The organism is Luteolibacter sp. (genome assembly GCF_058122085.1).
In genome coordinates this window covers 1-15,432 of record NZ_JBIKBQ010000038.1, presented here as the reverse complement: position 1 = coordinate 15,432, position 15,432 = coordinate 1, and the positions used below count along the sequence as shown (strand labels likewise).

Here is a 15,432-nt window from a genome sequence, read left to right as displayed (position 1 = left end):
GGGGTTGGAGGTTAGATCGAGCACGAGTTGCCGACGCACTTGGTGCCGGAGCGCTGGTTCCAGGGCATTTTCGCCAGAACCATCGCCATGCCGCACCAGTCGGTGACGCCGGCGAAGATCAAGCCGGCGCCAACGAAGGCGCTGAGGCCGTAGAACCCGGGATGCACCCAGGTGCCGAGAATCACGCCGAGCAGCACCAGCGACCCGGCGGCGATGCGCACCTGGCGCTCCAGCGACATCGCCTTCGCGCCCCGCTCCACCGGCAGTCCGGCGCTCTCCCATGCCGTGACACCACCATCGAGGATGACGAGATTCCCGCATCCCGCGGCGTGGAGTTTTTGATAGGCCTGCTCGGCGCGCTTGCCGCTGCGGCAGATGAGCACGCACTGCCCGTCATCACTGGAGGCGGACTTGACGGCGGCGGCGTCCAGCCGGTCGAGCGGCATCAGTTGCGAACCGGGGATATGGACCTCCCCATACTCGGCGGGCGTGCGGACATCGATGAGGGAAACGCGTTTGCCGGATTGGATTTCGGCGTTAAGTTGTGTGGCTTGAATTTTCATTGGCGTGAGTCGTGAAATAGCCATATCGCCACATAGTTATGCTTGCAACATTTATTTTCATCTGATACGCCTTTGTCCGTGAAACTCAAAGCCGACCAACTCGAACGCGTCGCCGCCTTGTTCCGGGCCTTTGCCGAGCCCACGCGGCTGGCGATCATCCAGGAACTGAAGTCCGGCGAGATGAGCGTCTCCGAGATTGTCGGACAGCTGCCCACCAGCCAGGCCAACGTCTCCAAGCAGCTCAAGCTGCTATACGACACGGGGCTAGTCACCCGCCGCAAGCAGGCGACGCAGGTGCTCTACGCGATCGCCGAGCCGATGGTTTTCGAACTCTGCGCGCTGGTTTGCGACAAGCTCAACCGGGACGCGGCGAGACCCGCCAAGTTGAGGTTCTAATTCTTGAACACCGGGAACCCCGCCGCTGGCCGGAGTTTCACGGGAGGCTCGATCGGGAACGATCCGGCATCACCGATCTGGTAAGATCCGTAGGCGATGGGGATGACGGTCAGCAGCAGCGCGGGTTCGTCCTCGTGGATGATCTTGGAAATGTGGACGACCGCCGCGCAATTCGGGCTCTTCTTAACCTCCAGGATATCGCCGGATTTGAACGAGCCCGCGACCCCTGGTTGCTGGGTCGGAAAGACGTATTCAATGAAAACCGGATACGGCATCGGCTTGGTGAAGTCGTCGGGCTTCACCAAGGCCTGCGCGCGAATGACGATGCCCGGATCAAAGAAATCCTTCTCGCCCAACTTCCTGATCTCCCCAACCTGATAGTCGCCCTCGACGTAGTTCAGAAGCAGCGGCCGGTCGAAGTTCGTGAGATAGTTCCGCATCAGCAGGGAGTTGGCGCGGACCCGCTGCTCCTCGGTGTAGCCGAAATAGCGCTTGTAGAGCTCCTTGGGCGCCAGCGCGTTGCCGTTAGGGACATCGAGCACCGTGTAGCGTTTCAGGACAGGCGAGCGGCCGAGCTTGCCGAGGATCTCGTAGTTTCTCGGAATTTCCGGGTGCCCGAACACGTGCAGGCAGACCGCCCAGCTAACGATCGCGAAACAAAGCGCGAGGGCGTTCGCCAACAACCACCAGAAATAGGCGGGACGGCTCGGCGGCGGCTCTTCAACAATGCGGGGCACGACGGCGTTGGATGTCAGGGTGTGCCGCAGGCCTCGCCGTCCGGCACCGCGTGGGCGCCCGGTGCTTCGTCGGAAGTTTCGAACGAAGTGCCGCAGCCACAGGATCTTGCGGCACGGGGATTGTGGATTTTGAAACCGGCGTCGGTCAGGTCGTCGGAGTAGTCGATTTCACAACCGCGCAAGCGGTCGAAACTGTCGGCGGCGACGATCACCCGCGACGCGCCGGATTCGACGATCTCGTCACCGGGCTCGGGATCGGCCACGTTCATCTCGTATTGCCAGCCGGCACAGCCGCCGCGGCGAACGGCGAGACGCAGGCCCGACTGGGCGGACTTGGCCTTGCTCGCGAGCAGCTTGCCGAGTTCTTCGATGGCTTTGGGAGTGACGGTGATCATGTGCGGTGGCGCACCCTAAGTGTTTCCCGGCGATTTGAAACCGGAAATCGGAGGAAGCTCAATCACGATCACTTCTTGCACCCGATGAAAATCCGGGATATTGGATTTCCCCTGCGTCGCGAAGTCCCGTGAACCCTTGATTTTCCGGCAATTCAAATCGGAAGAAAGGTCTTGACGGGTCCTCGCTGCGCCTCTTCATTCCGCTCCGCCTGCGATTTTTCCGCAACGCCCCTAGGCTAGGTGAAATCTGGCCTGTTTTCTGACTCAAGCGCATTTTATTCCATGTCCGCATCCAAATCTTCTTCCAAGAAACCCGCCGCAAAACCCCAGGTAAAGGTTTCCAAAACGGCAGCACCCAAGGAGGACCCGAAGAGCAAAAAGCAGGCCCCTCCCGTGAAGGAAGCCAAGTCGAAAAAACCGCCCGTCGTTGTCCCTGCCCCGAAAGCAGTCGCCAAGCCGGTCGTGAAGGCGGCACCGAAAGTCGTCGTCAAGACTCCCGCCAAACCCGCGGTCGAAGCCAAGCCCAAGGTGGTGGTCGCCGAGAAACCCGCGCCTGCCAAAACCAAAAAGGACACTCCCACCCCGGCCAACGCCGAAACCAAGGCCTCCGCCAGGACTCCCGAAGCCCCCAAGCGCCGGATCGACACCCCTGAAATCCAGGAGAAAATCCGCGAACTCATCAAACTCGCCAAGGAACAGGACTACCTGACCTACGACGACATCAACGAGATCCTGCCTAACGACCTTGTCGATCCCGACGACGTCGAGGCCATCATGGAGCGACTCCGCAACATGGAGTTCGACATCATCGACGCCTCCGAGGTGGACCGCTACAAGGACAAGAAGCGCGACGAAGGCGACGGCGAGGAGGAAGACGTCAAAGCCGACCAGAAGCTCGACATCCTCGACGACCCGGTCCGGATGTATCTCAAACAGATGGGCCAGGTCCCGCTGCTCACCCGCGAGCAGGAAGTGGAAATTTCCAAGCGCATCGAGGATGCGGAAATCGAAGTCGCCAAACACCTCCACCTATTCGGATTCGTCACCGATTCCTATCTGGAGCTCGCCGACAAGCTCAACAAGGGCAAGGAGCGCTTCGACCGCGTGATCCTCGACAAGAAGATCGAGTCCCGCGAGCGCTACATGAAAGGCCTGCCGAAGCTTTGCGACCAGTTGAAGCAGCTTCACCACGAGAACGACGACCTGTTCCGCCAGCTCTCCGCCAAGAACCCGCGCGGCAAGAAGAAGCTCGAGGAGGAGTTCCAGAAGAACATCCAAACCCTCAACCGCGTCTTCACCCGCTTCTACTACAAACAGAAAGTCGTAGAGGACTTCTGCGAGCAAGTGGAGGAATACATGCAGAAGTTCTGGAAATACGGCCGCAAGCTTCAGGCAGACCCGGAAGACAAGGAGTTTCTCACCAAGATGCGCGAGGTCCAGCAGCGCACTTGGCATACCCAGGAAACCTTCGAGGAAGCCAACAAACAGCTCCGCCACTGGCTCAAGGAAGCGCTCAAGGCGAAGACCGAGATGGTCGAGGCCAACCTCCGCCTCGTCATTTCCATCGCCAAAAAATACACCAACCGCGGCCTGTCGTTCCTCGACCTGATCCAGGAAGGCAACATGGGCCTGATGAAGGCGGTCGAAAAATTCGAATACCGCCGCGGTTACAAGTTCTCCACCTACGCCACCTGGTGGATCCGCCAGGCGATCACCCGCTCGATCGCCGACCAGGCCCGCACCATCCGCATCCCGGTGCACATGATCGAGACGATCAACAAGCTGATGCGCGTGCAGAAGCAGCTCGTCCAGGAATACGGCCGCGAGCCTTCCCCGGAGGAAATCGCCGAGGAAATCCACCTTCCCGTCGAACGGGTCCGCGCCGTGTTGAAAATGGCGCAGCAGCCGATTTCCCTGCAAGCCCCCGTCGGCGATTCGGACGACACCTCCTTCGGCGACTTCATCGAAGACAAGGCCGCCGATAACCCGATGGAGGAAGCCGGTTTCTCGATGCTCAAGGACAAGATCAAGGACGTGCTCGACACCCTGACCGAGCGCGAGCGCGAGGTTCTCGAACAACGCTTCGGCCTCAAGGACGGCTACAGCCGCACGCTTGAGGAAGTCGGCCGCCAGTTCCAAGTCACCCGCGAGCGGATCCGCCAGATCGAAGCCAAAGCCCTGCGGAAAATGCGCCACCCGACGCGGATTCGCAAGCTGGAAGGCTTCATCGAGCTGCCGGGGGCGTAAAGCACTGCATCGCAGGAGTTTCCTTTCTGCGGGACGGTCCTGAAAACGCCTTTGGTGGAGTCTCCCACGCGCTAATGCCTGCCCAAGCCGGACCGGAGCGCAGCTGCCCCCGTAGGAGAATCAAATTCCCTTCCTCAAATCCCGCAGGGTCCACAGCATCCCTGCTGCGGCAGCCGCATCGCCGCGCATCTTCCTCGCCCCGTCCTCCCGAAACGATCGCGGGCGTTCGCAAACGCCTCGTTCACGAAAACCCTGCTTCCGATCACCGCCCCGTCCGTGAAATACCTCACCCGACAGCGCAGCATTTTGCCCCGCGATAGCTCGCCCGCACGCTCAGTCACGCGCTCGGCGTCCGCCGCGCCCATGCCCTTGCGCGTCCGCTTCGTTTTTGCCGCCACGCCGTCTTCCACGATCACGCTCTTGAACCGGTCCTCCCACAGCCGCCCCGTCCGGGAATGCGCCCGGTTGAACCACTGGGAGAACCGTTGCAGCAGCCCCTTCATGAATTCTCCCAGATCGTGCATCCGGTAGGTGAAACGCTTGTGAATCGCCGCCACCGCCTCATCCAGCCCGCCTTCGTTCGCGTAAACCACCGTCTTGGCATCCGTCAATTCCTTGGCCACGCCGGCGACGAATGCCTCGCTGTATATCGCCGACAAGCGCTTCAACAGCGCCTCGTCCGACAGCCCCCCGTCCGCCATTGGCGGCACCTCCAAAAGAATATGGAAGTGGTTGTCCATCAGGCAGTAGGAATTCGCCCGACAGCCGGTGAACTTCTCCTGGAGTCGCATCAGCGCGCGGAATTTCTCCTTCTCCTCCGTCCCCAGCGCAAACCGCCGGTCCACCACCCGCGAGATCACGTGGTAAAACACCGGTTTCCCGGTGGATTTCCTCCACTCCGCCAACCACCGCGCCCTTCTGCTCATGCGGAAGAACTACCGGAGCGGGGGATAAATGACAATAAAAGACTCTGACTAAAGGCCTGTCCATTTATGAGAATTATCGACAGGGCCAGAACCCTCTTCGAGGCCGCGTTTCCCGCCGCCGAGCTCCCCGCGACATGGAGTCATGGCAACCGGACCTTTTCCATCCAGGACTATCTCGGATTCATGCTGCTAGGGCTTTACGTCCCCACCTGCGACTCGTTGCGCGGCCTCTGCCGCGCCTCCGAACTCGAGGAATTCAAGCAGCGCTACCGCTGCTTCGCCATGGATCTCGCCAGTGTTTCAAAGGCGCAGGCCCACGTTCCCGAGGAAATGCTACTACCCATCATCGCACAACTCAGCGGTGAAACCCGGGTGCAGGTGCGGCAGGCCTCGCGGCAAACCGGTGACATCGATCCGCCCACTCCCTGTCTCAACGCCGCCCAACTCGGCAAGTTCGCCCTGAGAGTGGTCGACAGCAGCGTGTTCGCCGCCTTGCCGAGAATGACCTGGGCACTTTTCGGTGCCGGCAAGGCCAGGAAAGACGGCAAGAAATCCGCCTCCGTGCGCTTCCATGTCAGCTTCGATCCCATCGCACTGTGTCCACTCGCCTGCGCGGTCACCTCCGCAACGGTCGATGAAAAAAAGAAGTGGTCGCAGACCGACGCTACAGATCAATGCTCGCGGCAGAACTGCTCGAAGCGGGTCAGTCCTTCGTTGAGGATGTCCAGCGTGGTGCAGTAGCTCAGGCGGATGCCCTCGTCGTAGCCGAAGGCGATGCCGGGAACGGCGGCGACCTTGTAGCGGGAGAGCAGCTTGTCGCAGAGGTTCATCGATTTCAGGCCGGTGTTGCCGGTGTAAACGAAGAAGTAGAACGCGCCGAGCGGCTCGACCACGCGGATGTTGTTGATCGCCTTGAGACGGGCGAACATGAACTGGCGCTTGACGTCGTATTCGCCGCGCATGTCGTCGATGAACGACTGGTCGCCTTCGAGGGCGGCGAGCGCGCCGTATTGGGCGAAGCTGTTGGCGTTGGACGTGGTGTGGTTCTGGATCTTCTCGATCGCGTCGGCCAAGGCCTTCGGCGCGGCGGTGTAGCCGAGACGCCAGCCGGTCATCGAGTAGGCTTTGGAGAAGCCGTTGACGGTGATGGTCAGGTCGTAGAGCTCCTTGCTGAGCGAGGCGATTGAAACGTGCTTCGCTTCGCCGTAAACGAGCTTTTCGTAAATTTCGTCGGAAAGGATGACGATGTCCTCTTCGAGCGCGATTTCACCGAGGGCGCGGAGTTCGTCGGCGGTGTAAATGGCGCCGGTCGGATTGCCGGGGGTGTTGATGATGACCATCTTGGTCGCCGGGGTCATCGCTTCCTCGAATTGCTCGGGAGTCATTTTCCAACCGGTCGATTCCTTGGTCTCTACGATGACGGGGACGCCGCCGGCGAGGCGGACCATTTCCGGGTAGGAAACCCAGAACGGCGAAGGAATGATGACTTCGTCGCCTTCCTCGATGACGGCAAGGATCGCGTTGTAGCAGGCCATTTTGGCACCGCCGGTGACGCAGATCTGGCTGGCGGCGTAGTCGAGGTTGTTGTCGACCTTGAACTTGTTCGAAAGCGCGGCGCGGAGTTCGGGGATGCCGCCGGCCGGGGTGTATTTGGTTTTGCCGGCCTGGAGGGCTTCGATGGCAGCGTCCTTGATGAACTGCGGGGTATCGACTTCCGGCTCACCGCCGGCGAGCGCGTAAACTTCTTCGCCCTTGGCGATCATTGCTTTGGCCTGTGCGGTGACGGCAAGCGTGAGTGACGGGGAAACCTTGGCAATACGGGATGAGATGCTTTCCATTTGAGCGCGCGATTGAGGATTGGGCCGCCAAACCGGGCGGAGCAACAGAATGTGCGCGACCCCGGCATGGGCGGAGGGCTTTTCTGAGGCTTCGCCCATGAGGTGGCAAGCGAAATGGTGAGCCAATCCTGAGCCGAAAACTCCGCTTGTCGGCGTGTGACGAAATTGCCACCTTCCCGCCGTGATCTCACTCGCGAAGCTATTTGGAAAGTCGGACCGGTTCTTTGAACTCCTTGCCTCCAGCGCCAAATCGGCGCACCAGAGCATCGAAGCCCTCGCCCGGTTGTTGAAGGAATCAAATGGAAACGTCTCGCTTGCCGAGCTGGCCGTGGCCCGTCGTAACGAGAAAAAGAACGCGGAAATCATCAGCGAGGAGTTGGTCAAGGTGTTCATCACCGCCTTGGAGCGGGAGGACATCGAGGCGCTTTCGAAGGCGCTTTACCGGATTCCCAAAACGGTCGAAAAATTCGGCGAGCGCTACGAAATCATGAACCATCTGGTGAAAGCGGAGGATTTCGCGCCGCAAATGGCCATCGCCCAGGAAGCCGCGCTGGTGGTCGTCCGGATGGTGGACATGCTCGCCAAGAGCCCGAAACTCGAAGACATCAAGGCGGAAAACGACAAGATGCAGGAGCTCGAAGGCCGCGCCGACCAACTGGTGCTCGGCTATTTGAAGGAAATTTACTCTGGCTCGATGGACCCGATCAAGGCCATGGCCATGCGCGATCTCTACGATCTGCTGGAAAAAGTCATCGACCGCTGCCGCGACTCCGGCAACGTGGTCTCGCAGATCGTCCTGAAAAATTCCTGAGGCTAGAACCGCATGAGTCTCGGAATTATCTTTTTGGTGATCTTCATCGCCCTGGTGTTCGAATACATCAACGGCTTCCACGACACCGCGAACTCGATCGCCACCGTCGTCGGCACGAAGGTGATGACCCCGCGGCAAGCCATCGCGATGGCCGCGGCGACCAATCTGATCGGCGCGCTCGCCGGCCATGCCGTGGCGAAAACCGTCTCCTCCGGACTGGTGGACGCGCAGTTCATTTCCCCGATGGTCCTCGTCTGCGCGCTGCTCGGCGGCATCGTTTGGAATCTCATCACCTGGTGGTTCGGACTTCCTTCCAGCTCCACCCACGCCCTCGTCGGCGGCCTCTGCGGCGCGGCCGTCGCCAGCGCCCATGACAACTGGCACGCCATCATCTGGTCGGTGAAAAAAGTGAAGGACGGCAAGGAAGTCATGGAAGGCGTGCTGCACAAGGTGATCGTGCCGATGATCTCCTCGCCGATCATCGGCTTCTTCGGCGGATTCCTGCTGATGGGACTGCTTTACTTCCTTTTCCAAAAAGCCCGCCCGCGCTTCGTCAGCCGCTTCTTCGGGAAGGCGCAGATCCTCAGCGCCAGCTACATGGGATTCGCCCACGGCCTGGCGGACGCGCAAAAAACCATGGGCGTCATCACCCTTGCGCTGGTGACCGCCACCGCGACCGGCAGTTTCCAGAACGTGCCTAACTGGCTTGGCTTCCTCCGCATGGACAAGTCGATGCAGGCCGAGCAAAGCATCAAGACGCTCCAAAACCCCAAGTCCACCCCCGACCAACTGCGCCAAGCCGCCGTCGTCCTGGAAACCGAGAGCGCCCGTCTGAAACCCGGCGAATTCCGCGAAGCCTTCCAAACGCTCTCCGCCAAAGCCCACTCCGCCACCGGCGATACCGCGGCATCCCAACGCCTCGCCGCGATGGCCGCCGCGACCCATCGGGAAGTCCTGGCAACCGAAGACGCCCGCTTCCTGCCGAAACTGCCCGTCATCGGCAAAATGGTCGCCGGGAAATTCACCGACTGGGAGAAAACCCTCGGCAAGGAAATGAGAGCCGCGGAAGCCGCAGGTAAGTCCCCTCTCGTCGTCGCCGCCGGCAAAGTCCGCGATCTGTCTCCCGACGTGCCAGCCTGGATCAAGATCATCTGCTCTCTCACCATGGCCGCGGGCACGATGGCCGGCGGCTGGCGGATCATCAAAACCCTCGGCCACAAGATGGTGAAGCTGCAACCCGTCCACGGATTCGCCGCAGAAGCCACCGCCGCCACCCTGCTGGCCGTCACCGGCAGCTTCGGCATGACGGTTTCCACCACCCACAGCATCACCACCTCGATCATGGGCGTGGGCTGCGCCAAACGCTTCAGCGCCCTCAAGCTCTCCCTGATCGAGCGCATCCTCTGGGCTTGGGTGCTCACCCTGCCGGCCGCCGGCGGTGTCGCCTATCTGCTCGTCAAGGCCTTCCGCTTCTGCGGCTGGATTCCCTGATCGATTGTCGCTGGAAAATCCCGCCGGATCGTGACAGGTTCCGGCGATGCCACCAGCCACCCCCATTCTTGAGGCGGACCGTCTCGTCAAGGTCTTCGGTGAATTCACCGCCCTCGACGGCCTCTCGTTCACCGTGGCGGAGGGCGAGTCGCTCGGCCTGCTCGGCGTGAATGGCGCGGGCAAGACCACCGCCATGAACCTCCTGCTCGGCCTGACCACGCCGACTTCCGGCACGGTCCGCATCTTCGGCCTCGACCTCTGGAAGCACCGCATCGAAATCCTGCGGCAGGTCAATTTCTCCTCCGCCTACACCGCCCTGCCGTCCAACCTGCTCGTCTGGCAGAACCTGCTTGTTTTCGCCAGACTCTACCGGGTGCCCCGGCCGCAGCAGCGCATCGACGAGCTGCTCGAACTCCTCGACATCAGCCACCTCCGCAAGTCCGTCACCGGCACGCTCTCCGCAGGGGAATCCACCCGCGTCAATCTGGCCAAGGCCCTGCTCAACAAGCCGCGGCTTCTCCTGCTCGACGAACCCACCGCCTCGCTCGATCCCGACATCGCCGACCGCGTGCGCAAGTTGCTCCGCCACCTCCAACAGGAAACCGGCTTGTCCATCCTCTACACCTCTCACAACATGCGCGACATCGAGGAAGTCTGCGACCGGCTCGTCTTCCTCCACGGCGGCAAGGTCCTGGCCGAAGGCACGCCGAGCGAGGTCAAGACGCGCTTCAACCAAGCATCGCTGGAGGACTTCTTCATCGGCGTCGCCCGAGGCGAGATCGACGCCATCGGACTCAAATAAATCCCCACACCACTCCCATGCCGTTTTCCTTCCACACCGTCAGCGCGCTCGTTCTCCGCTACGTGTTCCTCTACACGCGCCATCCGGTTCGCTTCGTGGAACTGATCTTCTGGCCGCTGGTCGATCTGCTCGTCTGGGGATTCCTAACGATCTATCTCCAGAAACACGCGGCCGGTGAGTTCCCCACCACCATCACCTTCCTCATCGGCGGGATGATCCTGTGGGACGTCCTGTTCCGCTCCCAACAAGGCGTCGCCATTTCCTTCCTTGAGGACGTGTGGACGCGCAACCTGCTCAACGTCTTCGTCGCCCCGGTGCGGACCGTCGAATACGTCGCCGCGACCTGTCTGGTAGGCGTCCTGCGCGTCTGCGTGACGCTGCTCATCCTCACGGTGGTGGCGGCGCTCGCCTACGGATTCCAGCTTGCGGATCTTGGCCTCTCGCTGATTCCGTTCCTTGGAAACCTCATGCTGTTCGGCTGGTTCCTCGGCATGGTCTCGACCGCGCTGATCATGCGCTGGGGGCAGGCCGCCGAGAGTCTGGCATGGGCGGTGCCGTTCTTCATCCAGCCGCTCGCCGCCGTTTTCTATCCGGTCTCCGTGCTGCCGTGGTGGCTCCAGCCGGTCGCCAAAGCCCTGCCCTGCACGCCGATCTTCGAAGGCATGCGCGCCGTGCTATCAGGCCAAGCCGCGCCGTGGGGCCAGCTCCAGTCCGCGTTCCTGCTCAACCTCGTCTGGGGAGGACTCGCCGCCTGGTTTTTCGCCGCAAACCTCCGCCACGTCCGCAAGACCGGCCTACTGGTCAAGGTGGCCACGCAATGAGGCAGCTCACCGCTCGGGCGAGCCGCGACGGTAAATGGTATGATAGACGAGGCCGACCATGCCCGCGCCGCCGACGAGATTGCCAAGGGTGACGGGCACGAGATTCCGCAACAGATCCGCGGTGCCGATGTCGCCATACAGGAAAATGCCGAACGGGATGAAATACATGTTCGCCACGCTGTGCTCGAAGCCGGCGGCGACGAACGCGCTGATCGGGAAGACGATCGCGAGAATCTTGTCGGCGACGCTGCGCCCGGCCATCGCGAGCCAGACGGCGAGGCAGACGAGCAAGTTGCAGAGCACGCCGCGGAAGAACGCCTCGCCGAAGGGCAGCGCGACCTTCGCGGTGGCGATGGCCACCGCAGTGCGACCGACCGCGCCATCGTTCATTTGCGCGTGGCCGGAGAGCGCCACGATGGCCGCGAGTCCCGCCGCGCCGATGAAGTTGGCGACATAGACGATGCACAAGTTCGCCAGCAGTTTCCCGAAACTGATCCGTCGCGCGACACACGCCATGACGAGCAGATTGTTTCCCGTGAAAAGCTCCGCGCCCGCGATGACGACGAGAATCAGCCCGAGCGAAAACACCAGGCCCGCAAGCACCCGCGCGACGGCGAAACCCAGCGCGCCGTCGCTCAGCACAAGCGTGGAAAAGAGCGCGCCGAGCCCGATGAAACCACCCGCGAGCACGCCGAGCGCGGCCATCGGGAGGAACGGCAGATTCGCCTTCGCCACGCCGACGTTCTCCACCCGTTCGGCAATCTCGCGCGGAGAATAACATTCGAAACCGAAGAGCTCAGCCACAGTCGCCTCCCTTCCGTTCGACGCGCACCGCGACGACCTTGTATTCCGGCGTCATCACCTGCTTGTCCCGACCCTGTCCGGTGAGGCGGTTCAGCCCGGTTTTCCTGGCGTGAAAAGTCGCGAAAAGCTCGCCCGCCTTGACGCGTGGATCGATGTGCAGCGGCATTTCCACCACGCCGTGACGGCTGAAAACACGCACGCTTTCGCCCTCGCCCAGCCCGAGCCGCGCGGCGTCGGCGGGGGAAATGTCGAGCATGTCGGTGCGGCGCAGCTCGCGGTTCGGCGTGCGCATCGTCATCGTGCCGGCGTTGAATTGATAGAGCGTGCGGCCGGTGGTGAGCAGCAGCGGATAGTCCGGCGTCGTCGCCTCGGTGGATTCCTGGAAATCGACGCATTGCAAGGGCGCGGTCTTGCTGCCGGCGAAGGATTCCGCGTGCAGGATCGCCGTGCCGGGATGCGACTCGTCAGGACACGGCCACTGCAACCCGCCGTTCTCGAGACGAGCGTAACTGATGCCCGCGCCCGCCTTCCACACGCTGCGGATTTCATTCCAAATCTCCTCGACCGAGTGAAACGCGAACGCCGCGCCGAAACCCATCTCCCGCGCCACGTCGCAAACGATTTCCCAATCCGCCCGCGCCTGGCCCGGAGCCGCCACCACACGCCGCACGCGCTGGATGCGCCGCTCGGAGTTCATGAAAGTGCCGTCCTTCTCGAACGGCGACGCCGCGGGCAGGAATACGCGCCCGAACTCACGCGCGAGTTCGTTGAAAAACAAATCCTGCACGATGACGAGCCGGACAGAGCTGAGCGCGTCATGCGTCCGGATCGTGTCGGGATTGGTGAAAGCCACGTCATAACCGATCGCCCAAAGCGCCTTGAGCTCGCGGCGTCCCGCGGCGTCGATCATTTCCATCAGATTCAAGCCGCGGACCTTCGGCAGCGGCGTGTCCCACGCGGCGGCGAACACATCGCGCCCCTGCTCGATGGGAACATAGCCCGTCAGATGACCCGGTTCGCAGCCCATGTGGGCGGAGCCTTGCACGTTGTTCTGGCCGCGCAACGGATTCACGCCAGAGCCGGCCTTGCCGAAATTTCCCGTGAGCAACGCGAGGTTCACCAGCGCCATCACGCCCTCCGTGCCCTGCACCTGCTCGGTCATGCCGAGCCCGTGGAAGGCCATCGCCGGCGCGCTCGTCGCGTAAATCCTCGCCGCCGCGCGGATGTCGTCCGCCTTCACGCCGCAAATTTCCGCAGCCCGCTCCGGCGTCCAAGCGCGGATGAATTCGCGGAAATCCCCGCCGCCGCTCACCCGCTCGCGGAGCGCCGTTTCATCGGCGAGCGACTCGTCGAGAATGACGTGCGCGAGGGCGTTGAGCAGCGGAATGTTAGTTCCGGGTCGCAGCGCGAGATGGACGTCGGCGTGAAGCGTCAGCTCGGTGGCGCGCGGGTCGATGACAACCAGCCTGGCCCCGCGCAGCACCGCCTGCTTGATGCGCGCGCCGACGATTGGATGCCCCTCGGTCGGATTGCAACCGCAGATGAGAAACGCGGCGGCGTGCTCAATGTCGTCGAAGGAGTTGGTGGCCGCGCCGGTGCCGAGCATCCGCCTCATCGCCGCCGCGGTGGGCGCGTGGCAGACGCGCGCGCAGCAATCCACGTTGTTGGTGCCGAGCACGACGCGGGCGAATTTCTGCGCGACATAATTCTCCTCGTTCGTCCCGCGCGCCGAGCCCAGCATGCCGACGCTCTGCGGACCGTGCACGTCGAGGGTTTCCTGCAACCGCGTCGCCACGAACCGGTTCGCCTCCTCCCACGTCACCGTCCGCCATTCCGATCCCTCGCGGATCATCGGCTCGCGCACGCGGTCCGGCGAGTGCGTGAAGCCGAAGGCGTAGCGGCCTTTCACACAGAGATGCCCCTTGCTAACGGGAGCGTCGGCCACGGGTTTCACCTGCACGATCCGGTCATCCCGCGTGCCGACGAGCATCTCGCAACCGGTGCCGCAGTACGGACAAACCGTCCGCGTCCACGCGTCCGGCCTGCCATGTTCAAGCACCGAGCGGTCCTCAATCGCGCCGGTCGGGCAGGTGTCCGCGCAGGCACCGCAGCTCACGCAATCGCTCTCTAGCAAGCTGTCACCGCGGTTCGGCAGGATGCGCGTGGCGTCGCCGCGGCCCCAAGCCCGCCAGGCGAACTGGCCCTGCACTTCATCACAAATCCGGATGCAGCGCGAGCAGGTGATGCACTGCGCCATGTCCACGTGCAGATAGGGATGCGTGGTGTCGGTGAAATGCTTGCCCGCCCCGTCTCCGGCCTGAATTCCGTAATGCCGCAGCCAGTGGTGGAATGGTTTGTCGGGCGCTTGCACGACGGCTGCAGCCGGATAGTCAGCCGCCTGCAGGCGCAGCAAAGTCCGCCGCGCGTCTTCCACCGCGGGCGAGTGCGTCTCGATTTCCATGCCGTCGAGCAGCGGCGTGTTGCAGGCGGTGGCGTGACGGTTCCAGCCTTTCACCGCGACCACGCAAAGGCGGCACGCGCCACTGGGATGCAGCCGCTCGTCATGGCAAAGCGTCGGCACATCCGCGCCGTGGGCGCGCAGCGCGTCGAGGATCGTCGCGCCCTCGGGTGCTTCGCACGGCCGGCCGTTGATGGTTACGCGAAGCATGACGCGACCTCCTCTCCGTAGTATCGCATCACGGATTCCGCGAACGCGGCGAGTCCCATGCCGTGACCGCACAGGCTCGTCCATTTCAAAGCGCTCACGATTTCGCGCCACTCGCCGTCGTCCGCTTTCGCGAAAATTTCCTCGATGCGCCGGGTGCCGAGGCGGCAGGGCGTGCATTTGCCACACGACTCGTAAGCACCGAACGAAAAAACATGCCGCACCAGCGCCGCGATGGAAGTATGCTCGTCGAAGGCGATGACGCCGCCATGACCGGCACTCGCGCCGATGGCCGCGAGCTCCTCGAAACCGAACGGTGTATCCAACAATCCCGGCGGGATGATGCCCGCCAACGGACCACCGATGATCACGCCCTTGAGCGCGCCCGCTCGCAAACCGCCGCCGATTTCCTCCACGATCCGCCGCACCGGGATGCCGAACTCGACTTCATAAAGGCCCGGCCGCGCGAATAGCGAGTTGAGCGACACCAGCTTGGTGCCGCGGCTCTTCGAAAAGCCGAGCGCGTGATAGGCGTCGCCGCCGTGCTCGATGATCCAAGGCACGGTGGCGAAGGTCTCGACGTTGTTCGCCACTGTCGGCTGGCCGAAAATCCCGCGTTGCGTCAAATAGGGCGGGCGGGCCATCACTTCGGGACGCCGGCCTTCGATCGACAACAGCAGCGCGCTTTCCTCGCCACAAATATAGCCGCCGTGACCGACGAAAATTTCGATGTCGAAACCGCGCCCGAGAATGCCTGCCGCGCGCACCTCCGCGAGCGCGTGCTCCAGCGACAAACGCGCGGCGGGGTATTCGTGGCGCAGATAAATCCAGCCGCGCGCCGCGCCGATGGCGTGGGCGGCGATCGCCATGCCTTCGATCAGCGCGTGCGGATCGTCCTCCATCAGAAACCGATCGCTGAATGCGCCCGCATCGCCT

15 protein-coding genes are annotated in these 15,432 nt (G+C 62.6%); 7 read left to right on the top strand and 8 right to left on the bottom strand.

Features of this window, described 5'->3' with window-relative positions:
- Positions 1–11 precede the first annotated feature (11 nt).
- Positions 12–563: a rhodanese-like domain-containing protein gene (locus AC4DF4_RS07540; RefSeq protein ID WP_490047505.1), complete on the bottom strand. Its 552-nt coding sequence runs from the start codon at positions 561–563 to the stop codon at positions 12–14.
- Between the two features lie 78 nt (positions 564–641).
- Here AC4DF4_RS07540 and AC4DF4_RS07535 point away from each other — a divergent pair, with 78 nt between their 5' ends.
- On the top strand, positions 642–959 hold the full coding sequence (locus AC4DF4_RS07535) for an ArsR/SmtB family transcription factor (RefSeq protein WP_490047504.1): 318 nt from the start codon (positions 642–644) through the stop codon (positions 957–959).
- On the opposite strand, the gene AC4DF4_RS07530 is transcribed toward AC4DF4_RS07535, so the two are convergent.
- Both AC4DF4_RS07530 and AC4DF4_RS07525 read right to left on the bottom strand, forming a co-directional pair.
- Positions 956–1,696, bottom strand: coding sequence for a hypothetical protein (locus AC4DF4_RS07530; RefSeq protein ID WP_490047503.1), 741 nt, complete (start codon positions 1,694–1,696; stop codon positions 956–958). The genes AC4DF4_RS07535 and AC4DF4_RS07530 overlap by 4 nt on opposite strands.
- Before the next feature lie 14 nt (positions 1,697–1,710).
- Positions 1,711–2,091 (bottom strand): HesB/IscA family protein, encoded by a 381-nt coding sequence (locus tag AC4DF4_RS07525; RefSeq protein ID WP_490047502.1) that lies wholly within the window; start codon positions 2,089–2,091, stop codon positions 1,711–1,713.
- A gap of 282 nt (positions 2,092–2,373) precedes the next feature.
- Between AC4DF4_RS07525 and rpoD the strand changes: the two genes are divergently transcribed.
- Complete coding sequence (gene rpoD, locus AC4DF4_RS07520) at positions 2,374–4,338, top strand: RNA polymerase sigma factor RpoD (RefSeq protein WP_490047501.1); 1,965 nt, start codon at positions 2,374–2,376, stop codon at positions 4,336–4,338.
- A gap of 134 nt (positions 4,339–4,472) precedes the next feature.
- On the opposite strand, the gene AC4DF4_RS07515 is transcribed toward rpoD, so the two are convergent.
- Positions 4,473–5,264, bottom strand: a complete 792-nt coding sequence (locus AC4DF4_RS07515; protein WP_490047500.1) for a transposase — start codon at positions 5,262–5,264, stop codon at positions 4,473–4,475.
- A gap of 66 nt (positions 5,265–5,330) precedes the next feature.
- Between AC4DF4_RS07515 and AC4DF4_RS07510 the strand changes: the two genes are divergently transcribed.
- Entirely contained in the window at positions 5,331–6,005 is a 675-nt protein-coding gene (locus AC4DF4_RS07510) for a hypothetical protein (RefSeq protein WP_490047499.1), read from the top strand.
- On the opposite strand, the gene AC4DF4_RS07505 is transcribed toward AC4DF4_RS07510, so the two are convergent.
- Entirely contained in the window at positions 5,936–7,102 is a 1,167-nt protein-coding gene (locus tag AC4DF4_RS07505; RefSeq protein WP_490047498.1) for a pyridoxal phosphate-dependent aminotransferase, read from the bottom strand. The genes AC4DF4_RS07510 and AC4DF4_RS07505 overlap by 70 nt on opposite strands.
- Positions 7,103–7,283: 181 nt before the next feature.
- On the opposite strand from AC4DF4_RS07505, the gene AC4DF4_RS07500 reads away from it, so the two are divergent.
- From AC4DF4_RS07500 to AC4DF4_RS07485, 4 genes are read left to right on the top strand one after another with little or no spacing between them, the layout of a single operon-like run.
- Positions 7,284–7,913: a DUF47 domain-containing protein gene (locus tag AC4DF4_RS07500; RefSeq protein ID WP_490047497.1), complete on the top strand. Its 630-nt coding sequence runs from the start codon at positions 7,284–7,286 to the stop codon at positions 7,911–7,913.
- Positions 7,914–7,925: 12 nt separating this feature from the next.
- On the top strand, positions 7,926–9,404 hold the full coding sequence (locus AC4DF4_RS07495; protein ID WP_490047496.1) for an inorganic phosphate transporter: 1,479 nt from the start codon (positions 7,926–7,928) through the stop codon (positions 9,402–9,404).
- 46 nt (positions 9,405–9,450) lie between these two features.
- A complete protein-coding gene (locus tag AC4DF4_RS07490) occupies positions 9,451–10,206 on the top strand; it encodes an ABC transporter ATP-binding protein (RefSeq protein ID WP_490047495.1) in 756 nt (251 codons plus the stop codon).
- A gap of 17 nt (positions 10,207–10,223) precedes the next feature.
- Positions 10,224–11,027 (top strand): ABC transporter permease, encoded by an 804-nt coding sequence (locus tag AC4DF4_RS07485; protein ID WP_490047494.1) that lies wholly within the window; start codon positions 10,224–10,226, stop codon positions 11,025–11,027.
- Between the two features lie 6 nt (positions 11,028–11,033).
- On the opposite strand, the gene AC4DF4_RS07480 is transcribed toward AC4DF4_RS07485, so the two are convergent.
- From AC4DF4_RS07480 to AC4DF4_RS07470, 3 genes are all read right to left on the bottom strand, one after another.
- A complete protein-coding gene (locus AC4DF4_RS07480; protein WP_490047493.1) occupies positions 11,034–11,831 on the bottom strand; it encodes a formate/nitrite transporter family protein in 798 nt (265 codons plus the stop codon).
- A complete protein-coding gene (gene fdhF, locus AC4DF4_RS07475) occupies positions 11,824–14,499 on the bottom strand; it encodes a formate dehydrogenase subunit alpha (protein ID WP_490047492.1) in 2,676 nt (891 codons plus the stop codon). The genes AC4DF4_RS07480 and fdhF overlap by 8 nt, the downstream gene beginning before the upstream one ends.
- The coding region (locus AC4DF4_RS07470; protein ID WP_490047491.1) for an NADH-ubiquinone oxidoreductase-F iron-sulfur binding region domain-containing protein at positions 14,487–15,432 on the bottom strand (946 nt) is incomplete at its 5' end. The genes AC4DF4_RS07470 and fdhF, both read right to left, overlap by 13 nt.